The organism is Pararhodobacter zhoushanensis, assembly GCF_003990445.1.
Classification (GTDB): domain Bacteria; phylum Pseudomonadota; class Alphaproteobacteria; order Rhodobacterales; family Rhodobacteraceae; genus Pararhodobacter; species Pararhodobacter zhoushanensis.
Map to the genome: position 1 here is coordinate 1 of NZ_REEZ01000016.1, position 24,326 is coordinate 24,326.

At 61.9% G+C, this 24,326-nt stretch carries 20 protein-coding genes; 5 read left to right on the plus strand and 15 right to left on the minus strand.

All coding sequences use genetic code 11. The features are described from left to right. The first annotated feature begins 181 nt into the window (after positions 1-181). A complete protein-coding gene (locus EAE28_RS21885) occupies positions 182-1,555 on the plus strand; it encodes an aminomethyl transferase family protein (protein WP_246022548.1) in 1,374 nt (457 codons plus the stop codon). A gap of 29 nt (positions 1,556-1,584) precedes the next feature. Here the strand turns inward: EAE28_RS21885 and EAE28_RS21890 are convergent, their stop codons facing one another. Beyond that, the gene (locus tag EAE28_RS21890; protein WP_127110311.1) at positions 1,585-2,703 is read right to left on the minus strand and encodes an acyltransferase family protein; all 1,119 of its coding nucleotides are present in this window, start codon (positions 2,701-2,703) and stop codon (positions 1,585-1,587) included. Positions 2,704-2,987: 284 nt separating this feature from the next. On the opposite strand from EAE28_RS21890, the gene EAE28_RS21895 reads away from it, so the two are divergent. After that, entirely contained in the window at positions 2,988-3,302 is a 315-nt protein-coding gene (locus EAE28_RS21895) for a hypothetical protein (RefSeq protein ID WP_127110313.1), read from the plus strand. 268 nt (positions 3,303-3,570) lie between these two features. After that, a complete protein-coding gene (locus EAE28_RS21900) occupies positions 3,571-5,088 on the plus strand; it encodes a Hint domain-containing protein (RefSeq protein ID WP_127110315.1) in 1,518 nt (505 codons plus the stop codon). Positions 5,089-5,396: 308 nt separating this feature from the next. On the opposite strand, the gene EAE28_RS21905 is transcribed toward EAE28_RS21900, so the two are convergent. From EAE28_RS21905 to EAE28_RS21930, 6 genes are all read right to left on the minus strand, one after another. Next, positions 5,397-7,040, minus strand: a complete 1,644-nt coding sequence (locus EAE28_RS21905; RefSeq protein WP_127110317.1) for a 3-(methylthio)propionyl-CoA ligase — start codon at positions 7,038-7,040, stop codon at positions 5,397-5,399. A 229-nt stretch (positions 7,041-7,269) separates the two neighbouring features. Further along, a complete protein-coding gene (locus tag EAE28_RS21910; RefSeq protein WP_220443980.1) occupies positions 7,270-8,349 on the minus strand; it encodes an ATP-binding protein in 1,080 nt (359 codons plus the stop codon). Then, entirely contained in the window at positions 8,339-9,037 is a 699-nt protein-coding gene (locus tag EAE28_RS21915; RefSeq protein WP_127110319.1) for a response regulator, read from the minus strand. Before EAE28_RS21915 ends, EAE28_RS21910 begins: the two co-directional genes overlap by 11 nt. Next, complete coding sequence (locus tag EAE28_RS21920; protein ID WP_127110321.1) at positions 9,034-12,144, minus strand: multidrug efflux RND transporter permease subunit; 3,111 nt, start codon at positions 12,142-12,144, stop codon at positions 9,034-9,036. The genes EAE28_RS21915 and EAE28_RS21920 overlap by 4 nt, the downstream gene beginning before the upstream one ends. A 27-nt stretch (positions 12,145-12,171) precedes the next feature. Continuing rightward, positions 12,172-13,332 carry an efflux RND transporter periplasmic adaptor subunit gene (locus EAE28_RS21925; protein WP_127110323.1) on the minus strand — a complete coding sequence of 387 codons (1,161 nt, stop codon included), beginning with the start codon at positions 13,330-13,332 and terminating at the stop codon, positions 12,172-12,174. Positions 13,333-13,497: 165 nt separating this feature from the next. Then, positions 13,498-14,034: a TetR/AcrR family transcriptional regulator gene (locus EAE28_RS21930; protein ID WP_127110325.1), complete on the minus strand. Its 537-nt coding sequence runs from the start codon at positions 14,032-14,034 to the stop codon at positions 13,498-13,500. 84 nt (positions 14,035-14,118) lie between these two features. Between EAE28_RS21930 and EAE28_RS21935 the strand changes: the two genes are divergently transcribed. Together EAE28_RS21935 and EAE28_RS21940 are read left to right on the plus strand one after the other, a co-directional pair. Next, positions 14,119-15,639: an MFS transporter gene (locus EAE28_RS21935; RefSeq protein ID WP_127110327.1), complete on the plus strand. Its 1,521-nt coding sequence runs from the start codon at positions 14,119-14,121 to the stop codon at positions 15,637-15,639. A gap of 40 nt (positions 15,640-15,679) precedes the next feature. Beyond that, positions 15,680-16,114 (plus strand): hypothetical protein, encoded by a 435-nt coding sequence (locus EAE28_RS21940; RefSeq protein ID WP_127110329.1) that lies wholly within the window; start codon positions 15,680-15,682, stop codon positions 16,112-16,114. Here the strand turns inward: EAE28_RS21940 and EAE28_RS21945 are convergent. The 8 genes from EAE28_RS21945 to EAE28_RS21980 all read right to left on the minus strand — a co-directional run bounded on the left by EAE28_RS21945 (position 16,108) and on the right by EAE28_RS21980 (position 24,020). Next, on the minus strand, positions 16,108-16,728 hold the full coding sequence (locus EAE28_RS21945; RefSeq protein WP_127110331.1) for a cysteine hydrolase family protein: 621 nt from the start codon (positions 16,726-16,728) through the stop codon (positions 16,108-16,110). The two genes, EAE28_RS21940 and EAE28_RS21945, sit on opposite strands and share 7 nt — an antisense overlap. Next, on the minus strand, positions 16,725-17,171 hold the full coding sequence (locus tag EAE28_RS21950; protein WP_220443981.1) for a MarR family winged helix-turn-helix transcriptional regulator: 447 nt from the start codon (positions 17,169-17,171) through the stop codon (positions 16,725-16,727). Before EAE28_RS21950 ends, EAE28_RS21945 begins: the two co-directional genes overlap by 4 nt. Before the next feature lie 163 nt (positions 17,172-17,334). Beyond that, positions 17,335-18,618, minus strand: a complete 1,284-nt coding sequence (locus EAE28_RS21955) for a glycosyltransferase family 87 protein (protein WP_164736742.1) — start codon at positions 18,616-18,618, stop codon at positions 17,335-17,337. 670 nt (positions 18,619-19,288) lie between these two features. Beyond that, positions 19,289-20,245 (minus strand): hypothetical protein, encoded by a 957-nt coding sequence (locus tag EAE28_RS21960; protein WP_127110336.1) that lies wholly within the window; start codon positions 20,243-20,245, stop codon positions 19,289-19,291. Between the two features lie 13 nt (positions 20,246-20,258). Beyond that, positions 20,259-20,789, minus strand: coding sequence for a hypothetical protein (locus tag EAE28_RS21965; RefSeq protein ID WP_127110338.1), 531 nt, complete (start codon positions 20,787-20,789; stop codon positions 20,259-20,261). Between the two features lie 421 nt (positions 20,790-21,210). Next, positions 21,211-21,993, minus strand: coding sequence for a restriction endonuclease (locus EAE28_RS21970; protein ID WP_127110340.1), 783 nt, complete (start codon positions 21,991-21,993; stop codon positions 21,211-21,213). A 328-nt stretch (positions 21,994-22,321) separates the two neighbouring features. Beyond that, a complete protein-coding gene (locus EAE28_RS21975) occupies positions 22,322-23,392 on the minus strand; it encodes an ImmA/IrrE family metallo-endopeptidase (protein WP_127110342.1) in 1,071 nt (356 codons plus the stop codon). Between the two features lie 7 nt (positions 23,393-23,399). Beyond that, the gene (locus EAE28_RS21980) at positions 23,400-24,020 is read right to left on the minus strand and encodes a hypothetical protein (RefSeq protein ID WP_127110344.1); all 621 of its coding nucleotides are present in this window, start codon (positions 24,018-24,020) and stop codon (positions 23,400-23,402) included. Positions 24,021-24,326: the final 306 nt, after the last annotated feature.

The window sequence follows — 24,326 nt, forward strand, 5'->3', positions numbered from 1 at the left end:
GACGGTTGCATGGGGGGGGGGGCGAGTTGGGGTGAACCCCGACCTACGGGGCGTGTAGGTCGGGGTTCACCCCGACAGTGCAGACCCTGATATAAGCAGATCGTAAGGCCCTATTCAATCTGCGCATAAGCGGCGCTGACACCCGCGTGCTAGGCTGCGCGCATCAAGGGAGGAACCCATCATGACCGCCAAGACCCTGTCCGACCGCATCCGCGAGAGCGGCACCGCCGCGAAAATGCTGCAAAACGCGGCGACCGGCCCGTATCAATTCCCCATCCCGCCCGCCTATACCAACTGGATGGAAGAAGCGCGCGCCTGGCGCAACAGCGCGGTGTTGCTGAACCAGTCGTACCACATGACTGACCTCTATCTGCGCGGGCCGGACGTCAAGAAGCTGCTGGAACGCGTCGGCATCAACAGCTTCGCCAACTGGGGCCGCAACAAGGCCAAGCAACTCGTTTGCGTGAACGAGGACGGTTTTGTCATCGGTGACGTGATCTGTCTGGGGCTGGAAGACGATGAATCCTTGCTGATCGGCCGCCCGCCGGTGTGCAACTGGGTGGCGTATCAGGCCGAGATTTCGAGGCTGGATGTCACCACCGAGTTCGACATCCGCAGCCTCGAGAACCCCGACCAGCCGCGCAAACTCTACCGCTATGAGGTGCAGGGCCCCAGGGCGCTGGAGATCCTCAACGAGGTGAACGAGGGCGGTCCGCTGACCACCAAGTTCTTCAACATGGGCGAGATCACCATCGCGGGCTGCAAGGCGCGGACGCTCAGCCACGGTATGGGCGGCGCGCAAGGGCTTGAAATCTGGGGGCCTTACGCCGAGCACGAGAAAGTCTATGACCGCCTGATGGAAGTCGGCGCGAAATACGGCATGCTGCGTGCTGGTGCGCGGGCCTATTCGACCGCGGCGATGGAATCCGGCTGGATTCCCTCACCGCTGCCCGCGATTTATTCGGGCGACGCGATGCAGGCCTACCGCGACTGGCTGCCCGCCACCGGGTTCGAGGCGACCACCGCCGCCGGCGGCTCGTTCGAGCCCGAGGATGTCAGCGACTACTACCTGACGCCGTGGGATCTGGCCTATCACCGCGTGATCAAGTTCGACCACGATTTCATCGGTCGCGCCGCGCTGGAGAAAATGGTGGATGGCCCGCACCGGGTGAAGGTCACGCTGGTCTGGGACAAGGAAGACGTGCTCAAGATCTTTGGTGGTCTGATGGAGGCCTTCCCCGGCCCCAAATTGATGGAAATGCCCACCGGCAACTATGCCGCGCATCCCTATGATCAGGTGCTGCTGGATGGTGAATTGGTCGGCCTGTCGACCTACCCGACCTATTCCGCGAACGAGCGGGCGTGGATCTCGCTGGCGATGGTGCGCGCCGATCTGGCCGAGCAGGGCACCAAGCTGTCGATCCTGTGGGGTGAGGCGAATGGCGGCTCGGGTAAGCCGCACGTTGAAGAACACACCCAGATGGAAGTGGGCGCCGAGGTTCACCCCTGGCCGATCCATGACGCATCCCGTCTCACCTATCGCAAGCAGGACTGAGACGGTCGGGGGGCGCCTTCGGGCGCCCCTCAGCGTTGCGCGACCTGACCCAGCGGCTTGTGGCGCAGGGCCAGAAAGCGGCTCTCGTAGAAACGGAAGCTGATCTCGGCCATCAGCCACGCCAGTCCCCAGTAAAGCGGGATATAGAGGATCAGCACGTCCTCGGGCGCGCCCGCCACCCGGCGCACCGCGACCCCGGCAATGTGGTCAGCGCTCAGGTGCAACAGGTAGATGCCATAGCTCACCACCCCGATCCGCACGACCGGGCGCAAGGTGAGCAGGGGCATCAGCGGCCCATCCTCGCGCATCACCAGCGACCCCAGCCATGCGGTCATGGTCACATGGACGATGAGCAGCGGCCAGCCCAGCAGCGTGACCGGCAACAGCGCCAGCTCGGCCAGCAGCAGCAGCGCCAGCACAAGCGACGTCCAGCGCCCGCCAAGCAAAGCCCAGAGCCGCGCGAACCCGCGCCGGCCATGGATCACCAGCGCCAGACCCGAGCCCAGCAGGATCGCGGTATAGGGCACCGCCGTCAGCTCAACCGCCAGCGGTCCGGGCCGCCACGCCCCTGCGCCCAGCCCGGCCATGATCGCCAATGTGTAAAGCCCGGCGAACCCCACAACGATGCACTTCAGCGTTCGGCGCGTCAGCAAAACCAGCAGCAGCGGCCAAAGCAGGTAGTATTGCTCTTCGACCGACAGCGACCATGTGGGGCCAAGCAGCGGGATGTGGTCCGTCAGGAAATTGGCAAGAAACACATAATAGTACGGCCATGCAGCGCTTGCACCCGGCTCTTGCTTGACCAGCACGTAATAGGCCCCGATGGTGGTGATCACCAACAGATAGAGCGGCAGAATCCGCAGCGCGCGCCGCCAGTAGAAACCGTGCAGCGAGATCCGGCCCTCGCGCACCTGTTCGCGCAGCAACAGCGTGGTGATCAGATAGCCCGAGATCACAAAGAACAGATCCACCCCCAGAAACCCACGCGTGAACAGGCGCGATACCTCGCCCAGACGGTCGGAAAGGGGGCTGTGCAGCACCAGAACGCCAAGGATCGCCAGAAACCGCAACCCATCCAGCGCCCCGAACCGATTGCGCGCCCGGTAAGCAGCATGGGCGGAGGCGGCAGTCAAAGGCTCGGTCTGCATTGCGGTCGATCCGGTTTGTCGGGGGAGAGGAGGGGCGGCGGCGGCCAAACCCTTTCTTTGCATAGCGTTTGCGTTTTTGTCGCGCAACGCCGCTGCCGTAGTGCCGCGCCGCGGGTGGCCCGCATGCAACGTCAGATGCGCCGCGACCCTTTCCGGCGGTGGGGTTGACGGCTTGCCCCATGGTGACCGTTCAGCCCGCAAACTCGCCCTGCGGTGGCAGCGATACTGTGAGGGTCGGCTTTCCCGGGTTTGCGGGCGTTCTGGCCCGTGTCGCGGCGAATCACATGGTTTTCCAATATTGCGGACAATTTGTCCAAACAGCCTGCAAACACCCGATCCTGGAAACGTCGCGCTGCCCCCGGACCGCGCGTGTTGCCTTGGAGGCGGGCACGTCGCAGTGGTTCTATATGCCGGACAATCCCGCCCTGTCGCGACCACAAAAAGGCGCTTCGCTGACGATTCAGGGGCAAAAAAGGCCAATAACCGGCCAAAATGCGGCCAAAATGGGGCGAAAATTGTTTCTGAAATCGAAACGCTCGTCTTCGTGCTGCCGCCTGACCCGGCAATGGCAGACCGCGCAAAAGCACGTCAGCCCTTGATTTCTTTTTGTTAATTATCGGCAACTGATATACTGAGATACGGCCCAGTGTGGGTAGTCAGGCCATTGGGGTGGTCTGGCGGGATGCTGCCAAAAGTATCCGGGGTGTTTGAGAGATTGTTTCCCGACCGTGGTCGCACGATGACTCATGCCATGGACAATTTCTCACAAGACCGGCGCCGCTGTCGCCGGATGGGTGTGCCGGATGCCGCTGAGGTCCGGTGTGAGTAATTGAGATTTTGTCCGCGCGCGGACAGCAGGAGAAGACAATGCCGCCGATTAACAATCCGCAGAACCCGACCCCCCAGGCCGCTGGGGTTGTCGATGGAACCGACGCTGGCGAGGTGATCCGCTCGGGCTATGTTGACGGCGAAGGCGATGCCTTCGACGAAAACGGCTCGGTGATCGACGCTGGCGGTGGCAATGACACCGTCTACGGCAGCTATTCCCCTGACACCATCGACGGCGGCGCCGGCGATGACTGGGTGTTTGGCGGCGACGACAATGACAGCCTGTCGGGTGGCCTGGGCAATGACACGCTCTGGGGTAACGAGGGCAACGATACGCTTTTGGGCAACGACGGCGACGACAAGCTGATCGGCGGTGGCGGCGATGACCTGATCATCGGCGGCGCGGGCAATGATCTGCTGATCGGTGACAACAACCCCGGCGATGCCGGTGGCCGTGAACCGACCGACCCGGCCGAGCCGACCTATGGCAATGACACGCTGGTGACCGACACCGGCGATGACACGGCGCATGGCGGCTCTGGCGACGACGTTTTCCAGGTCTTTGATGATTTCGGCAACCACGTGATCGTCGGCGGTGAAACCGGCGAAACCGCACTGGGTGACAAGCTCGATCTGACGCAGGTGACCGAAGGCGTGAACGTCGTTTATTCGGGCGATGAAGAAGGCACGATCGACCGCACCGGCGCGCAGATCAACTTCTCGGAGATCGAGCGCAACTTTCTGGGTACGGGCGATGACAACGTCGAAGTGATCACGTCGACCACCGGCTATGTCCATGGCGGGTCGGGCTTTGATACGCTGGTCCTGCCGGACCCCGCGCCGGGCGATCCCGCGCCGGTGGTGACGGTGACCAGCGAGATCGACAATGGCGACGGCACCACGTCCAAGACCGGCTATGTCGATTTCCCCGACGGCTCTCGCATGGATTTCGAGAGCTTCGAAGAGATCATCTGCTTCACGCCCGACACGCTGATCGACACCACCCGGGGCCGCGTCGCGGTCGAGGACCTGGTGATCGGCGACAAGGTGCTGACCCGCGACCATGGCTATCAGGAACTCACCTGGACGGGCCGCCGCGATCTGACCGAAGCCGAGCTGGCATCCTGCCCGGGCGCCGCGCCGATCCGCATCAAGGCCGGCGCGCTGGGCCGCGATCTGCCCGAGCGTGACCTCACCGTCTCGCCGCGCCACCGGATGCTGGTGACCGGCGCCCGCGCCGAGCTGATGTTCGGCGAGCGCGAAGTGCTGATCGCCGCCGCTGACCTCATGGGTCTTCCGGGGGTCGAACAGGTCAGCGAGGGCGCGGTCAGCTACATCCACGTGATGTGCGAGGCGCACCAGATCATCCGCGCCGAGGGCAGCTGGACCGAAAGCTTCCAGCCCGCCGAAGCGGTGATCAACGCTCTGGAAACCGAAACCCGCGCCGAGCTGCTGGGACTGTTCCCGGAACTGGCGACGCAAGCAGGCCGCGACAGCTTCACGGCTGCGCGCCCGGTGCTGACCGGCGCCGAAGCGAAAACACTCTTCGCGGCCTGAGACGGCGGCGATCGAGACGAGAAAGGGCTGCCCGCGCGGGCAGCCCTTTTGCGTGGTGGCCTTTTGCGTGACAGCCTTTTGCGTGACGGGCCCGCTTCGAGCAACCGGGCAGGCGGGTGCGGCGCTCGGGGGGCGCTGCCCCCCACCGGGCCGTTCCGGCCCGCCCCCCGGGATATTTCAGGCATAAAGTTGGTTAACAGAACCCTAACGCCCAACTTTATGCTGCAAATATCCTCGGGGGGTGAATTCGCGACAAGCGAAGAGGGGGGCTGAAAGCCCCCCTTTCCCTGTTGTCCAGAGGCGAGACCTCAGATGGTGGGAAGAGCGTAGTCCTTGAACTGTTCGCGCAGTTTGTTTTTCTGCATCTTGCCCGTTGCGCCCAGCGGGATTGCGTCGACGAACACGACGTCATCGGGCAGCCACCATTTGGCGATCTTGCCGTCGAAGAAGCCGAGGACGTCTTCTTTCGTTATCTCGACGCCCGGTTTGGCCATGACGACCAACAAGGGCCGTTCATCCCATTTCGGGTGGTGCGCCGAGATGCAGGCGGCCATGGCGACGCCGGGGTGGCCCATGGCGATGTTCTCCAGATCGATCGAACTGATCCACTCGCCGCCCGATTTGATCACATCCTTGGTGCGGTCGGTGATCTGCATGAAGCCGTTGGCGTCGATCGCTGAAACATCCCCGGTCGGGAACCAGCCCAGACCCGCCGCATCAAAGCGCAGGGTGTCTTCGCCGTGGCGGTTGAAGTAGCTCTCGACGATCCACGGACCCCGCACCAGCAACTCGCCCGAGGTTTTGCCGTCCCACGGCAGTTCGTTGCCATCTTCGTCGACGATCTTCATGTCGACGCCAAAAATCGCCCGACCTTGTTTGGACAGCGTCGCAAAGCGCTCATCCGCGGTCATGGTTTCAGCACCGGCTTTCAGCGTGCAGACCGTGCCCAGCGGCGACATTTCCGTCATGCCCCAGGCGTGCAGCACCTGAACGTTGTATTTCTCGTCGAAGGCGCGCAGCATTGCCGGGGGGCAGGCCGAGCCGCCGATCACGGTACGGCGCATGGTGCTGAAGGTCAGATTATTGGCTTCGGTATGCCCCAGCAGCCCCTGCCAGACGGTCGGCACACCGGCCGAAACGGTGACGCCCTCATCCTCGAACAACTCATACAGCGACTTGCCGTCCATGGCTGCGCCCGGGAAGACCATCTTGGCCCCGGTCAGCGCTGCCGCATAGGGCAGGCCCCAGGCGTTGACGTGGAACATCGGCACCACCGGCAGGATCGCGTCGCGCGCGCTCAGGTTCAGGGCGTCGGGCATGACCGAGCCAAAGGCATGCAGCACGGTCGAGCGGTGGGAGTAGAGCACACCCTTGGGGTTGCCCGTGGTGCCCGAGGTGTAGCACAGCGACGAGGCCAGATCTTCGTCGATCTGCGGCCAGTCGTAGGCGTCCGACGCCGCCTCGACCAGATCCTCATAGCAGAGCAGATTGGGGATCTTTGTGTCTGCGGGCATATGCGCGCGGTCCGACATCAGCACGAAATTCTTGACGGTGGCGTAGCGCGCGGCGGTCGCTTCGATCAGCGGCAGGAAGGTGATGTCGAAGAAGATCACCTGATCCCCGGCGTTGTCGGCGATCCAGATCAGCTGGTCGGGGTGCAGGCGCGGGTTCAGCGTGTGCAGGATCATGCCCGCGCCCGAGGCCGCGTAATACAGTTCCATATGCCGGTCGGTGTTCCAGGCCAGTGTCGCGACGCGCTGCGAGGCCGCTATACCCATGCCTTCGAGCACATTCGCCAGTTTGCGTGACCGCTGCGCGATCTTGCGCCACGAGCTGCGATGGATGTCGCCCTCAGGCCGGCGCGTCACGATCTCGCGGTCGCCGTGGTGTCGTTCCGCGTGCACCAGCAGGCTGGAAATCAACAGCGGCTGGTTCATCATCTGGCCAAGCATAGTCGGTTCTCCCCTTTTGCCCTATGGGTATCCGAATGACCGGGGTGGTCAAGCATCACGACGCTGCGTCGGATAAGCCTTTGACCTAGCGGAACCCTTATAACGGGCGCTGTGGTCTCGGCGGTGCTTGCGCTCGGCGTGACGCAGGCTGCGATCCGTTTGACGCAACAGCGACAACACCCCCGAAACGCCCCGGATCGAGACGTGCCGCGCCGCCAGATCGTCGTGGTCAGTCCCCGGTCTTTCCGACAGCGTCCGAGCGCTGTGGCAGGCGTATTTCCAGTGTCAGCCCCGGGTTTCTCTGCGGCACAATCCGGGCTTCGCCACCATGGGCGCGGGCGATGGCGCGCACGATCGGCAGGCCGAGGCCCGAGCCGCCGGAACTGCGCGCGCGGGAGTCGTCGGCGCGCCAGAACCGATCAAACGCGCGCGCCTCACTTTCGGCAATCAGACCCGGTCCGGTGTCTGAACAGCGAAAGACGACCGCGTCGCGGTCGGTGCGGGTCTCGACATGCACGCGGCTTTGCGGCGCATAGCGCAGGCAGTTTTCCAGCACCGCGACGCAGGCCTGTCGGAGCCGCGTCTCGTCGGCCAGCGTCTCTGCCCGGCCCAATGCGCGGGTTAGGGTGATTCCTGCCGCCGTCAGTTCGGACTCGAGTCCGGTTACCGCAGCGCCGACCGCATCGGCCAGATCGACCGGGCTGCAGATCAGGTCAAGCTGCCCGGCATTGCTCAACGCCAGCGTCCGCAGGTCTTCCACGATGACGGACAGATGATCAACATGCGTGATCAGTCTGTCGTAGAGCTGCGGCGTGGGCGAGAACACCCCATCCGACAGACCCTGCAAGCGACCGCGCAGGATGGTCAGGGGCGTGCGCAGTTCATGGGCAATCGCGGAATTGGAGTAGGCAAGCTCGGCCTCGGCACGTTCCAGACGCTCGGCCATGGCGTTGAAGTCCACCATCAGATCCGCGGCTTCGCGAAAGCTGCCGACGGGCAGGGCGGCGCGGGCCGAGAAATCGCCGGTGGCGATCCGTTGCGCGGCGCCTGCTACCGATCTCAGCGGCTCAACGATGCGCCGTGCAAGCCGCCAGCCGATCGCCGATGCGGTCAGCAGGCCAAAGGCCAGAAGCACCAGCACCATGACAGTGTCCGCCGTCCGCCAGCCGGCAAAGTCGTCGGGGTCAGGGTAAAGCCATTCATAAATAAACAGAAAATAGGCCATCAGGCCCAGATAGACCACCAATGCCGCGATCAGCGTCAGCGCGATCATCGTCCGGGTGATGCGCGCATTAAGATTAACGGACATCGGGCACCTCCAGACGGTAGCCGATCTCGCGCACACCCTCGAGCAGGCGATCCGCCCCCGCCGCCGCAAGTTTGCGGCGCAGGTTGCTGACGTGGCTGTCAACGGTGCGATCCAGCGCCGGGCTGTCGGGAAGGCAGGCATCAACCAGATCGCCGCGGCTGAACGCCCGGCCTGGCGCGCGCGCCATATGGGCAAGGATGCGGTATTCGGTGGGGGTCAGATCCAGCATCACAGCCCGGTCGGCCCCGTCGACCCTGGCGCGGTAAGCGTCAGGATCGACGGTCAGTGGCCCGACGCGCAACACATGGGTTGGCGTCTGACCCCGTGTGCGGCGCAACACGGCGCGTGCGCGGGCGACGACCTCAAGCGGATTGAAGGGTTTGACGACATAGTCATCCGCCCCGATGCGCAGCGCCTGCAATTTGTCGAGGTCTTCTGCCAGAGCGGTGACCATGATGACCGGCGTCTCGCCGCGCCGCCGGATGGCCGCCAGCACTTCGTACCCGTCCTGTCCCGGCAGCTTGATGTCCAGAACCACCAGATCGGGGCGCAGGCGCTGGTGATGCGACAGGCCGGTCGTGCCATCCCGCGCGCAGATCACGCGAAAGCCTTCGCGGGCGAAATAGGTTTCGAGGATGTCGGCGATCTCGGGTTCATCCTCGACGATCAGGATCAGGGCGTCGGTCATGGATCGGCCTTTCCGGTCACGCCGCCCGATGGCTTTTGCGTCAGACGGCTGACCATAACATAAAGCACGGGCACGAAGAAAACCGCCAGAACCGTTGCCGAAACCATGCCGCCAAAGACCCCGGTGCCGATGGCATTCTGGATCTCGGACCCCGCACCCCGGGCCAGCATCAGCGGCACAACGCCCAAGATAAAGGCCAGCGAGGTCATGATGATCGGGCGGAGCCGCAACCGCGCTGCCTGCAAGGTTGCCCGATGCACGCCCATCCCCTGATTGCGCAGGTGGCGGGCGTATTCGACCATCAGGATCGCATTCTTGGCCGAGAGCCCGATGATGGTAATCAGACCCACCTTGAAGAAGACGTCATTATCCATCCCGCGCATCAGCACCGCACTAACCGCGCCCAGCACCCCCAACGGCACCACCAGCATCACCGAGAAGGGCAACGACCAGCTTTCGTAAAGCGCCGCCAGCACCAGAAACACCACCAGCATCGACGCGGCGAGCAACAGGGGGGCCTGAGTGGCCGATTGCCGCTCTTGCAGGGATTGGCCGGTCCATTCCAGCGCAAAGCCCTGCGGCAGTTCGCTTGCCAGCCGCTCCATCTCGGCCATGGCCGCGCCGCTCGACACGCCCGACGCCGCCGCGCCAGAGATGCGCGCGGCGCGGTAGCCGTTATAGCGGTCCGTTTGCAGCGCCGCGCTTTCCCAGACCGGCGTGACCACTTCGGACAGCGGCACCATGCCGCCGTCAAGATTGCGCACCTCAAGCTGCAGCACATCCTCAGCATGCATCCGCGCGTGCGCATCGGCCTGCACAATCACCTGTTGCAGGCGTCCCTGGTTGGGAAACTCGTTCACATAGGCAGAGCCGACGGCGGTTGCGATCGTCTCGCTGATCGTGTCGAAGCCCAACCTGTAGGCCTGCGCCCGCTGCCGATCTATCCGCAACGCGATCCGCATGCCGTCGGGCAGGCCTTCGCTCATCACCTCGTCCAGAAGCGGGCTCGCGGATGCGAGCGCGATCAGCTGATCCTCTGCGGCTTTCAACGCGTCGGGCCCGGCATTGGCGCGGTCCTCAAGCCGCAGGGAGAAGCCCGATGTTGTGCCCAGCGATTCAATCGCCGGAGGCTTCATGATCATGGCGATGCCTTCGGGAATGTCGGCCATCGCCGCCTCGGCAGCCGCGATTTCTTCATCGACCGTGGTGTCGCGCTCGCTCCAGTCTCTCAGGCTGGTGAAGGCCTGCGCCGCATTTGGACCCGAGCCGGAAAAGCCGAACCCAAGGATCACCGTGCTTTCGGTGATGTCGGCGCGGGTCGCCGTGTGGGCCTCATAGGCGGCGATCACGGCGCGGGTGCGCTCGGCGGTGGCACCGGCGGGCAGCTCGAACATCGCCATGAAGTTTCCCTGATCCTCGTCAGGAACAAAGGACGTGGGGAGCCGCATATAGCCGATACCCATTGCTGCGATCAGCGCTGCATACAGCAAAACCATGCGTCCACCGCGTCGCAGGGTCCAGCCGACCCAGCCGGTATAGCGCCGCGTCAGCGCATCGAAGCGGCGGTTGAACGCACCGAAAAAGCCGCGTCTGGGTACGTGCCCGGTCACGGGTTTGAGGATTGTCGCACAAAGCGCAGGCGTCAGCGTCAGCGCAAGAAAGGCCGAGAACAGAATTGAGACCGCCATGGAAAGGCTGAACTGGCGGTAGATCGCACCGACCGATCCGCCTGCCAGCCCCATCGGGATGAAGACGGCGACCAGCACCAGCGTGATGCCGACAATCGCGCCCGAAATCTCGCGCATTGCCTGTTGCGTCGCAGCCTTGGGGGACAGGTTCTGGCGCGTCATGATACGTTCGACATTCTCGACCACGACAATGGCATCATCGACGATAATGCCGATGGCCAGAACCATGCCGAACATTGTCAGCACGTTGATCGAATACCCCGCAACGCTCATCACGGCAAAGGTGCCTAAAAGCGCGATGGGCGCGACGATTGTCGGAATGAGCGTGTAGCGGATCTTTTGCAAGAACAGCAAGATCACCAGAAAAACCAACGCCATCGCCTCGAAAAGTGTCTGGATCACCTTGGTGATCGACACTTTCACGAAAGGCGCGGTGTTGAACGAGATCGAGACTTCCATATCGTCGGGCATGGCAAGGCGCAGCTCGGCGAGGCGGGTCTCGATGGCGGCAGCGGTGCGCACGGCATTGGCGCCCGGTGACATCTGGATCGCGGCGGCGGCGGCGGGCCGGCCGTTGCTGCTGACGCTGAAGGCCATGGTTTGGGCGCCCAGTTCAACCCGGGCGACGTCGGCCAGCACAAGGCGCGAGCCATCGACATTGGCGCGCAGGGGAATTGCCGCAAATTCCTCGGGGGTCAGCAACTGGCCCTGAATTGACAGCGGGGTCGACACGCGGGTGCCCGGCACGGTCGGTTGGTCCCCGACACGACCCGCCGTCGCCTGCACGTTTTCACGGGCGATCGCTTCGGTCACATCGGTCATCGTCAGGCCATGTGCGCCCAGCGCCGCCGGATCAATCCATATCCGCATCGCGCGTTCCGAGCCAAACTGCTGCACGCGCCCGACACCCGGAACGCGTTTGAGCTCTTCGGCGAGGCTGCGGGTCAGGTACTCGCCAAGGCTCAGCTCGTCGGTTGAGCCATCGCGCGATCTCAAGGTCAGGACCATCAAGAAACCCGACTCGGCCGCCTCGACGCCGATGCCCGCGCGACGCACGGCGGCGGGCAGCATGGCCTCGGCGTTTCTCAGGCGGTTCTGGACGTCAACCTGCGCCAGTTCGATGTCCGTGCCGGGGGTGAAGGTCACGGTGATGTTCGCGCCGCCCGTCGAATCCACACTGGATTCGTAATACAGCACGTTCCTGACGCTGGAGAGTTCTTTCTCTATCGGGCGGATCACGCTGTCGCTGACGGTTTGCGCATCGGCACCCGAATAGCTGGTGAAAATGCTGATACTGGGGGGCGCGATATCTGGAAAACGCGCCACCGGCAGTCGCGCAAGCGCGGCGATCCCTGCCAGCGCGATAAAGATCGCGATGACCCAGGCAAAGACCGGGCGGGTGATGAAGAATTGCGACATGGGGGCCGGTCTTTCGCGGTTCTGCGGTCAGGGATTGAGGGCGGCGGGCGGATCGCCTGCGGCAAGGGTCGTCACCGGCACCGCTGTGCCGGGCTCCACGCGGTCCTGTCCGCGGACTGCCACGACATCTCCGGGCCTGAGGCCCGAAGTGACCACGATGCGATTGCCAACGCGGTCACCAAGGCTGACATCGCTGCGCGTCGCCTCGCCCTGCGGTGAGACAAGGACAAGCTGCGCCGCGCCGCCGCCGCTGCGCAGGACGGCCTCTTCGGGCACTAAAAGCGCGTCAGGCAATACCCCGCGCGGCAGATAAGCGCGCACCAGCATACCCGGCAACAAGGCAAGACCCGGGTTCGGGGTCTCGATGCGGACCGAAACATCGCCGGTCCCGGGATCGACGATCAGATCCGACGACCTGACCAGCCCCTCCAGCACCGGACCATCGCGCCGGGCGGTTGTGATCCGAACCGGGCTCAGCCCGGCGTCCGACGCCGCCAGAATGGCATTCAGCGCATCGGCTGGCAGCCGCACATCAACAAAAACGGTCTCAAGATCCTGAACTATGGCCAGTGGCCGTTCGCTTCCCTGCGCGGCAAGCCCGCCGAGATCGGTAACCCCGGCGGCGACATAGCCGTCAATCGGCGAGCGCAGCGTCGTGAAGTCAAGATCGAGCCTCTTGCGCGCCACGGCGGCCCGCGCTTCGGCCAGACTGGCGCGGGCGAGCAGCAGATCATTGCGCGCGCTGTCGTTCCTTTCGATGCTGACCGCATTTCGGGCCAGCAGGGCATCCGAACGCTCCAGCGCGCGCTGGGCAAAGGCCTCAGCCGCCTCGGCCCGTGCCATGGCGGCTTGAGCGGTACCGAGATCGGCATCGAAGGGGGCAGGATCAATACGGAACAGAACATCCCCAGCCGAGACCCGGGTGCCTGCGTCCACCAGTCTTTCCAGAATCACGCCGCCGATCTGCGGGCGGATCTCGACCCGGCGAAAGGCGGCGACACGGCCGGTATACTCAGTCTTAAGCGTGATCCGCTCGGGCTGCACCGTCTCGACACTCAGCAAGACCGGGATGGCAGACCCCATGTCCTGCGCGACCGCCTCTTGCGGGTGTTGGGCAAGGCGGACAAAGACCAACGCCCCCGCCATCAGCCCAATGATCAAAAAGAGTGTGACGCTTCGGCGTGCCATCGTTCTGTCCATCCCTATCGCTGGGCCTGTATCTGGCAGCGCGCTGTGGAAGAACGGCTCAGGTTTCGTGGAGATTTCGTGGAGATCGCTGCCGACCGCCAGCCGTTGCGCAAACTGCGCGCGCCGTGACTGTCTGGGTGGTTCAACCGCCCCCTTGGACCGTGCTCAGGTGCTCAGCCGGTCAAGCACCGCCTCGACATCGTCAAGGAAGTTGCTCCAGAGGCCGTCTTCGTCGATGCCGTTGATGCGCATCAGGAACAGCCCCTCGACGGCAAGAAAGGCGACACGGGCGGCTTGTGCGTCAGCAGACGTGCCGCCGAGCCGGTCGAAGATCGCGCGATACCAGTCGCGCGTTTCGCGCAGGTTGGCGGGGTCTTCCAGATAGCTGACGAGCAATCCCACCATCTTGGCATTCATCGCCTGCTGTGAAGCCCGTGTGGCGGCGATGTAGCGCCGGACGAAGGGCAGGGGGGCGTCGTCTGCCGCACCCTCGAGCAGGGCATCGAACTGGCTGGTCCATCGGTCGATCAGGCCGCGGATCAGATCATCCTTGCTGGCAAAGGAATATTGCACCCCGCCCTTGGATATCCCCGCCGCCTGCGCCAGCGCCCCGATGGTCAGCGCAGCCCCTCCGCCCGTCCTCACGATCTCCTGAGCAACGTCCAGCAAGGTTTCACGGTTGATCGTCGGTTTTCTGCCCATGGGTTGTTATCTCCGCAAATATCATTATTGCAATCCATACGTACGTATTTATATGGGCGCCTGCAACGGCATTCGAGGTGAATCATGCAACAACGTCAACCTGACCCGAAACGCTGGCTGGTTCTGCTTGCGGTCATGCTGGCGTTCTTGCCGGTGGTGCTGGACATGACGATCCTGCACGTGGCGGTTCCCACGCTGACGCAGGCACTGGCGGCGTCCAACACGCAAGTGCTGTGGATCATCGACATCTATCCCTTGCTGATGGCCGGGCTTCTGGTGCCGATGGGCACGCTGGCCGACCGCGTGGGCAACCGGCGCATTCTGCTGACCGGGTTGGCCGTTTTCGGCCTTGCCTCGGCGCTGGCGGCCTTTGCGCCGAATGCGCCGCTGCTGATTGCCGCGCGGATGATGCTGGCGCTGGGCGGTGCGATGATCATGCCCTGTGTGCTGGGCATCATCCGGCGCACCTTCGAGGACGAGACCGAGCGTGGCATCGCCCTTGGCCTCTGGGGCACGGTCGGCGCCGCCGGTGCTGCCGTCGGGCCGTTGATCGGCGGCGCGCTGTTGGGGCATTTCTGGTGGGGCTCGGTCTTTTTGATCAACGTCCCCGTGATGGCGGTCGTCCTGCCCGCCTGCTGGTTTCTGCTGCCCCGGCGCGAGCACATCACCCCCGGCCATTGGGCCATCGGGCAAGCGGTTGTGCTGATCCTCGGCATGATTGCGACGGTCTATGCGATCAAGGCCGGGTTCGGTGCCAAACAACCGCTGGGCGTCGTTGCCGTGGTGCTGACCACGGGTCTGGGGCTGTTGTGGCTGTTTGTCCGCCTGCAGTTGCGCAGCGCTGTGCCGATGCTGAATCTGGCGCTGTTCAAACGTCCGGCAATTCTGGCGGGGATCATTATGGCCATCGTCGCAAGCGGGTCGCTGGCCGGGGTAGAGCTGACCTTGGCACAAGAACTGCAATATGTGCTGGACAAGACGCCGCTTCAGGCAGGGATCTTCATGATCCCGATCATGGCGGCGGCGGCACTGGGCGGTCCGGTCGCCGGTTGGCTGACAGGCCGCTTCGGTCTCAGATCGGTGGCCTGTCTGTCGCTGGCGGTCGCGGCGGGGACGCTTGCGGGCCTTGCGGTCACGGATTTCCACGATCCCGGGGTGATCGTACCCGTGCTGCTGGCGGGCCTTGGCCTTGCGTTGAGCATCGGCCTGACAGCTTCGTCCATCGCGATCATGGGCGCTGCCGATGCCAGTGAAGCCGGGGCTGCGGGCTCTTTGGAGGCAACAGGCTATGAACTGGGCAGCGGTCTGGGCATTACGCTGTTTGGCGTGTTCATATCGGTTGTCTTCCAACACCATCTGGTCCTGCCCGATGGCGCGCCGCAGATCCTGATCGATCAGGCTGCCAGCTCGATTGGCGATCTCTATCTCGTCGCCCGGCAGCTTGATGCCGAGCAGGGTATGGCGCTGATCTCAGCCGGCAAGGCCGCGTTCTCGGCCACCCATGCGGCGCTGTTGACGACCGCTGCGGTCCTCATGGGGCTGCTGACGGTTCTGGTGTATGCCCTGCTGGCAAACACCCGCGTGAGCACGCTGCCCCACCACTGAGCACAGCCCGGCGGCGATCAACCGTCGCCGGGAGATCAGCTTGCCGCGCGCCCATATGGTTGACGACCGCAAGGTGTTTTACCACGGCCCGGACCGCGTGATGGTGATAGGGGCCAATCCGCGTCTGGCAGACGGTCTTGCCCTTGGTGCCGGGCCGGGTGTCCAAGTCCGCGATTGCGGCGCGGACTTCGCCCATGTTTCGGTGCAGGGCCCCAAATCGCGCGCCTTGCTGCAAGAGCTCGCCGGTGACGATCTCTCCAACACGGCGCTGTGCTATCATGATTTCCGCGATGGCGTGGCCATCGCCGGAATTCCGCTACAAATCAGCCGCTTGGGCTTCACCGGCGGGCTTGGGTGCGAGCTTTTCCTGCCGGTGGCCAGGACGCCGGACCTGTGGCGCGCGCTGACCAAGGCGGGCCAGAAACACGGTCTGCGGTCGGTCAGGGGATCGTTTCGCAGAACACGCGGCTATTGAACGTGCAGCCCCGCCGTGGTCATGCGCTGTTCAGCCTGCGCGGTCGGGTTCGCAGCCAGGGTGCCTTGCTTCACGACCGTTACCGCGTATCCACGGTTGCGCGCCGCGAGGGCCGTTTTCAGCACGCAGTAGTTGAAATCCAGCCCGACGATGCGCAGGCTTCCGACCCCCAGCGTTGCCAGCAGCCTGTCCAGATCCCCGGTTTCGAACGCGTCTTGCACACGTTTGACAAGGACGTGCTCAGCAAGCCCGGAGAAAGGCGCTGCCAGTTCGACGCCGGGGCTGCCTTCCACCGCCTGGCCCTTCATTGCCAGCCTTGCGATCACCTTGGTCGACGGGATCGACCATTCCTGACGGAGGGCGATAATCGGCAGTCCGTTCCGTTTAGCTGCGCTGATTTCATCGAGGATGGCGGCCTCGGCGTCCGAAGTTGCGGCCTCGGTATAGGGGCCGTGATCCCAAAAAACCGTTTGCAGGTCGATCAGCAGCAATGCCGCCCCTGTCCGCGCGCCAATCGGCTTTCCGCGACTGATCGCCCCGATGCGCCGGATGCCGAAGCCCAGCCAAAGGGCGGCGGCCAAAACCAGTGCGGCAAGCAGTAAGGCGATGGTCATGGCTGTTCATCCGTTATCTGTTTCAGCTTTACAGTGACCGCCTGAACCACCCGCAACGCGGTGGCGATGTCGTCGTCTGTGAAGTCGGTCGCGATGTGTGTCATCAACGCCATCTCCTTTTGCAGGATGTCGTCGATCAAGGCGCGCCCCTGACCGGTCAGCGCCAGAAGGGGGGATCGCTTGTGTCGGGGGTTGGGCCGCTGCACCGTGAAGCCCGACGCCAGGGTTTCATTCACCATCACCTGCACGTATTGCCGCTGAATTTCGAGCTTTGCGGCAATGTCGGGAACGGGCAGTTCGCCGTCTGAAAGAAGTATTTCCAGAACGGCCCGCATGCGGACGGTCAGGTCGGTACCGGCAAGCCCTTTCTCCACACAGGCTTCTGCGGCCTGCATCAGGGGGCGGGACGTCCAAACGAGATCATAGAGAGTCTTGGGTTTCATAATGACATTATACATGTCAATTAGGCAGCATCAATGTCAAAAATGCAGGGCTGCGCCGCTTTGGAGTTGCAGTTTCGAAACTCAAATCAAACCGTGGCCACCAAGATGCTGGGATGGCAAGTTCCTCGCGATCCCTGCTGCCATCGAGGCTGGTCTCGCCGTGTCACATGTCGTGCGCCGGGGCCGGTCGAACGCACTCTTGGGCCTGCCTCCCCGCAGCGCAAACAAGCGCGAGAAACATCACCCACCCGGTGACATTCAGCACCAGGGCAAGGTCGGTGAACCGCAGGGCACCGAGCCGCAAGGCGACATAGAGCGGGAAGGCCGACGCCACGATCACCACGACCGAGGCCACAAGCCGGCGCGAGGCAGGCATTCGGGCGATTGCGCCGGGGGCCAGCAGCAACGGCAGGACATAGTAGTGCTGCCATCCGATAGGCCCGAACAGCGGGACCGCGATGGACAGTGCCGTAAGCCCCAACACAAGGCGCTCGCGCCGGGGGAGCTGCCAAAACCAGAAGACAACCGCCGTTACAAAACCAAGGGTCGCAAGCCGCAATCCGATGCCCAGCGCGGCCGGTATGGTGACAACGTCAGTCGGGTGCTGAAGCTCGGGTATCGCCCCAAGGGCTGAAAGCAAAGGAAGCAGGGCATTGCCCAATGTCGGGTTGAACGCCCCAAAACTGGTCTGCCATCCCATCGCTGCCATCGTATCAAGAAAGGCGCGGTGCAGCGGCCATCCGGCCAGCGCAACCGAGGTTGCCGCAAGCAGGGCACCGGCCACGCCGAAGGCGACAACCGCCTTGGGCTGACGGTCCAGCACAAAGATCAGAACGAAGACGATGGGCGTCAGCTTTATCGCTGCCGCGAGCGCAAGCAGAACGCCGGCACTGGCAGCCTTGTCAGCCAGCAGCCGGTCGACCGACGCCAGGATCAGAAACGTCACGGTAATCGTCGGTTGGTTCTGAAGAAGCGCGTGTAGGGCTGGCGTCGACAATGACAGCAGAGCAATGCCGATCAGGGTCCAAGCGCTCCACGAGACCGACGCAGGGCGGGCAATACGGCCCGCCAGCACAACACAGAATGCAAGCAGCACGACGTGGTAGATGAGCACAAGATCTGCGAACTGTTGCGGGCCCGTTGCGCGGGCGCCGTAGGACGCAATGACGGCCCAAAGGGGCGGGTAGAGGAAGGGAAAGCTATCCAGATCCGCAATGCCAAGCCCCGTTAGCACCGGGTGCCAAGTGTCAGAAATGCCGCCAAAAAAGCCGGGTGGCACCGCGTAGATCAGCGACTCCTGACCGCTGGCCCACAGCCAGCCCGCGATATAAACCGCCGAGATGTCCGGTGCCCAATTCCCCAAGAAGAAGCGCACAGCCAGAATGCACCAGATACCGAGCAGCGCCGCACAGATGGCAAATTCGAAACGCAGGGGACGAAGGAACACTCGGCACACTCAGGGTTGCAACAGTCAGTTGATATGCAATCATGGGGTATGAAGTGAGCCGAGACAATATGTCAGGTTAACCGATATTGTCTGCGACCGTCACATCAGGCCGTTCAGGCCAGCTGGCCCAGACCGGACATATAGGCGCACTGCCACCGATCAAGTTCGGCGCATAGTTCGCCAAGCAATTGGCGGGATCGCAAGGCCGGGCGCGCGCCGCGAGAAACATGAACCGCTCGCGCAAACATCCCGGCGCGCCCCTTGCGCCCAACGCCCCAACGTGCTGAAAACGTTAGCAGTGGCCGCTTGCTGGAATGGTAGACAGACCGGACTTAAAATCCGTGAAAAAGCCTTTAAGTTCCAATGCTTCCGGTTGAAACGTCTTGCCGGACAAACCTAGTCCAAACCAAGAACCTTGAAACGGCCACTTTCGCGAGTGTCCTGTGCCTTCCGAGGTCAGACCGCTTGCACGTTCGTTCGAGCACCGGTTCGTCTGTGTTCAGCATTCCGACCACTTCGTGATCCTGAAGGTCTGCGCGAAGGGCGGGAACCGGGCATTCGCTGCGGTGGGAACTGAGGTCTGCTGTGCGGACTTAGTTGCCCTTCGGCACGAGGCCCGAGAGGGTTCAGTTGTGAGACGACGGGTTTGGCGAATACGCCCCTACGGCTATTACGGTGTCGAGCGGAGTTCCGTCTCTGAATCGTACAGGTCGCGGGCGAGTGCTCTTCCTTCTGCGACGGCCGCCTCATAGGCATCGCATTCTCCATCTTGGGTGCGCGATGAAGCGCCGAAGGCGGCGCGCAGCGCCTGATCAGATGGCATTTCGAAGTCTGGAACGAGGCCCCGGAGAAGGCTGCGATTCGCGGCGAGCCACTCAATACTAGCGGCGGTGAGGGCTAATGCACGGCAGGTTGGGGAGGGGTGGGTAATCGAAGGTTCACCAAGTGTCTCCTCTCTGACTACTGCGTCCATAATGAATGGAAGCCCTCCCACAGGCGCGAATTCTTCGATTGAAAACACCTCCAGCATGCATCCGTCTGCCTGCCCCTCAAGCGTCATCATATCGAGATCGGTTGCATCGTCATCGAGATGCCCCAAGGCGGCGTGGCACATTTCATGAAGGTTGACGGTGGAAATAGCCGACGCGATCCCGCCAAGGACGGTCTCAGCATAGAGAGCCGAACCTCGGAGCGAGGTGACTGCCCATGCATGGTCAGGATGAACCTCGTCGAGGAATGGCATGCGTGAGGGGGAACGAATTTCAATGAGCTGTTCGACATAGGCGGCAATAAGGTCACAACTATGCGTGTCGAGAAAACACCCCAGCATAGCGTCTGACACGAAGGGAACAGGGCCAAGGGAACGCCGAGGAAACTGAATTCGGAACACGTTGTCGAAGGCGCGCGAAACCCGCGGCGCGCGCCCTCCAGACGTATACGCGATTTCAAATTCGAGTATTCGACCGTCGGTCAGCGGCCCTAACGTTGCATATTGCGTGGCATCGGGCAGCGTCATGCTTTCCTGCATGGCACTCCTGATCTGGTCGCGAAGGTCGGTCTGAGACAGTGCCGGTCCGGACAGTGCGCAGTATGCAGCGATCGAGATCAGAAAAGAGATAGGTCGCATGGGTTTCCTCACATCAAAGTGCGCCGACAGCCAAACGGATCTCCGCAAGAGAATTATCAGGGTCATCTAGTATAGCGTCGATCTCCGCATCGCGGCCTGCGTCCCGCAACGCTTCAATCTGCAGTGTCAGTGAGAGGATTGACTGGGCCAAGACGAGTGAGCCATCTGTCGCAAGCCGTCCCTCTTTTAGGGCAAGTTCCGTGTAAGTCCGAGTGAGCCGCTGATTGTAGAAGAATAGGGATCGCTCGGTTGACTCAAGTGTTCCTTCACCGCCATCTTGTGAGACGGTAACGGTCTTTTCTCTGAGAATTGGGTTTGCCAAGCTGACATAGACATAGCCGAGCAGAAGGAGCGCGGCGACGAACGGCTTCGTGAGTTCGAATGCAATGGAACCTGCAGTTCCTTTGAGACGGGCAGTTTGCGACGCAGTGTCTTTTCTGTAGGCCCAAAGCAGAAAGATTGATACGCCAACGAAAATTATCGCCAGAGATATGCGCTCGGCCAACCGGAACCATAGAAGCGCCTCGTCGAATTCAAATCTCATATCAGTACGTGTCCTCGCTGCCGAACATGACAGTACTTGATGACAGGTGCGATGCAAGCATCAGAGATGTATATTCAGTTGCACTCGTCTCGCAATCGCTCCCTTCCGACACATCTCCGTGGGAAGAGTGAGATCGGATACTTGGTTGTCCCGTAAGGCTGTCCCGAAAGACTTGCTGATAGGCGTCACTTTGGGCTCAAAGCGGCCGTTCACTGCGGACGGTGCGAAGATCCGGTAAGGGCCGAGAGCGTCATGGTGCCCTGCTTGGAGTGCCGCCCTCTACGTCGCAGTGCCGCATGACCGGTTAGAGCCCGTTCAAGACTTTGGGAAACCTAGTAATCCCTCGTTGCGACCCAGACCTGTCGAATAAATAGGAAGGCCCGCCCATGCCGGCTTGGCCTAGCCAGTATCTCTTGTGGACTCAACGCTTCTCTGAAATTGTGTCTTCAAATATCACTGTCTCCATCTGCGGAGGTGCAGTCCATAGACCATCCTTTGCTCGCACGTAGTTTCTGCAAAGACATGCAATTTTGTGATCGGTACCAAGACCAATCTTCAACTTGTCGATCTCTACAATGTTTTCGATGGACTTTGTTGCAAAGCCAGAACTCGAGAGAAGGACACCTCCATCGACAGCTTCCCTTGCGATGGTGTGAACGAACTGATTTATGACTTCGCCGCCAACCCTCTTCCCGGATCGCCAGTGCTTCACTTCAACAAAGAATGTTCGATTTCTAACTCCATCCGAATACTTCACCACGACGTCCTTGCCACCATCACCAGAGCATTGTGTGAGTTCCACACTGAAGCCGAGACCTTCAAAGACTTCGGCAACAAGACGCTCTAAGTCTCGCCACTCTATTTCGTCTAAAGCGGCAGGATGCTTCGCAACTAGGTGGGCTAGCTTTTTGCATAGATCGTCCAGGGCCACTTGAACATGCGCTCTGACGCCGCTTGCGATCAAATCCGCGTCGTCTTCGTCGGACGTGCTCTCTTCTGTGACGTAGTCGTTCTTTCGAATATTCGCGGCAAAAGGACCTTTGGGTCCTTCGACGACTTCAAACTCAATTTTATCGCCCTCACAAAGGTCGTCGAACGGAACGTCCAACAGCTCCATGCCATGGAAAAAGATATCTCTACGTAAATCCGACCTTGCGATGAACCCGTAGCCACTGTCGCGTATTCTAACAACTGTTCCTTGCATTTCACGAATCCATTGACAGTGTCTAAATCAATTTGGCATTTTTGCTTACGGCAGCAACAGTTCAAAAAATTACCCGCAGAAAGGACTCATAGTAATACTCTCGGGTTACGAGTAACCGACGGCATCCGTTACAGCCGTCGAATGTCTCACATGTCCGCTCTGTTGGCCTTCACTATCTGAGAATGCTGCGCGATGCACCAATGGCCGGTCAGGTGAAGCTGCGGCGCAGCGCAAAACCACGGAGCGAACGGCAGGTCTGGGCCGGGAGCGGCGGTGTCGGAAGGCAGAACGTAAGGATTTCACGTCGAGGTATCCCGGTACCCGCTTTCTACACCGCCCGCAGCCGCCCTCTTCCCTGCCGCTCACTCCCGCCCTCTTCGGCGGTCAGGCTCCAGATAAGCCCCTCAACTTCTCCGAGTGGAAGACCTAGCTCTCGCGCGATGTCAGCCTTGGTTACGCGCTCTTGCCAGAGCATCGTAAGCACCTGGCGCCAGACCTTTGACTTCTCACGGTCGATGCCGATCGGCTCACCGGTACGGTAGCCGCGCTTTGTCAGGTCGATGCAAATCGACTTGTACTGCCATTCCGAAAGTCGCTTCAGTTGATGAAGACGGTAAGCCATAGCCATTGCCGAGACGCGCCATCGGGCCTTTGCGCGAATGACGGTATCGGTCGTCACTCGCCTCGGGATGCGGGCTATGACATCTTCGGCGGGCATCAGGAACGCCGAAGCAAAGGCGTTTGCCTCTCGCTCTACATTTCTTCCCTTCTTGGGGTCGCCATGCTTGTGCATGGCGAGGTGAGCCAGTTCATGCGCGGCATCAAAACGACTGCTTTCGGCGGTCTTGAAATTGTTCAGGAACATATACGGCTTGCCTCCGCGCCAGAAAGAGAAGGCGTTGACCGACGCGGTGTTCTCGGTAAGCGAGAACAGACGAATTCCTTTGACTTCCAGAAGCGCCATAAGGTCAGCGATGGGTTGCTGCCCAAGCGACCATTGTTGCCGCATGTGAGACGCTGCAACCTCGGGGTCGCTTTCGTAAGACAGATCGATCAGGTCGGGCTCCGGCAAGCCAAATCGCTCCTCGACCCATCCGCTCAGCATCAGCCCCACCGATCCGGCACCAAGAGACGCATCGCGCTCCTTGGCCGTCATCTTCGAGAATGAGCGGAAACTGACGGCACCAGGATCGACGGCATCGACCTTGGGTCCGAAGAAGAATTCTTCCGGGTATCCAAGCGCCTCTGCCAGTTTCCCCACGGTATGCGGCTCAGGTTCGTTTCGACCTTGTTCGAGACGTTTGATGGTGTCGACGCTTACGCCAGCCTGCTCGGCAAGCGCTTTCGCCGTCAGCCCGCGGCGCGCACGTGCTAATTTCAATCGTGATTCTTCAAACATGTGACGCTTACCTGCGCACGATCTTGGGCTCAAAATTCTCCGCGATGCCGTCGTCGTCGAGGTTCAGGAGCGTGTCATCTTCGTCGCCCTCGGGAAGCAGGAATATGCGCTCAACTGCGCCTTCGAAGGTCTTGCCGGAAATCTTGGGGCGCGTGAGTTCTGCCCGTCCCATTTCATCCACCATGAGGTAATAGAACGCGAGCCCCGCTGCATCGTTACGGACGAAATAGCGAAGTTCATCCGGATCGAAAAGCATCGGGCCGCAGGCACGTTCCGACGCCGCACCCTTGTCCGAGCGCGGCTTCGGAGCCTTGTCGCCACATGCGCGATCGACATTGCAGAACCCGATTTTCAACCCTTTCTGGTCATTGCGTATTGTCTCAACCCCATCTTTCCGGTCGATCACCCAGTCGCCGCCAATGAACTCCTGGCGGAGAGTTGCAACGCCTTCGTGATAACCAAAGGTGCCTGCCGCGTTCGAAGGATGCAGCGCCGTCGCGTTTCCACTCGCAGTGCGAGCTGCGCGCACCGCGTTGATCAGACCCTCTATCGCCAATCCCATCTCGGCGATACGGCGGTCCACATGCCAAGGCTCGCCGAGTATCTTCGTTTCAAGCCATCCAGCCATGCTCGATTCCTCGTGCCCGTTTTTTCTACCTACTTGTAGGTCGGAAAAACGGGCAAGGTCAAGGTAGCTTTTGCGCTGACGTCTGGGTCCGAACGGCACATTCGAGAAAGCTGCACTGCAGCGTCGCCCGGAAAATATATGTCCTCTAGGGGCCGCAAGCGACGGTGATGCGAATCGATACATGAGGCGATGTTATGCGCTCCGCCAAACATCACGAATCCAGTTTCCCTCGTTCCCACAAGGCTGATCGTTCACTCTCGACGCGAATAGCTCCCCACATAAGGCGCATGTGTCGCACCTGAGGCC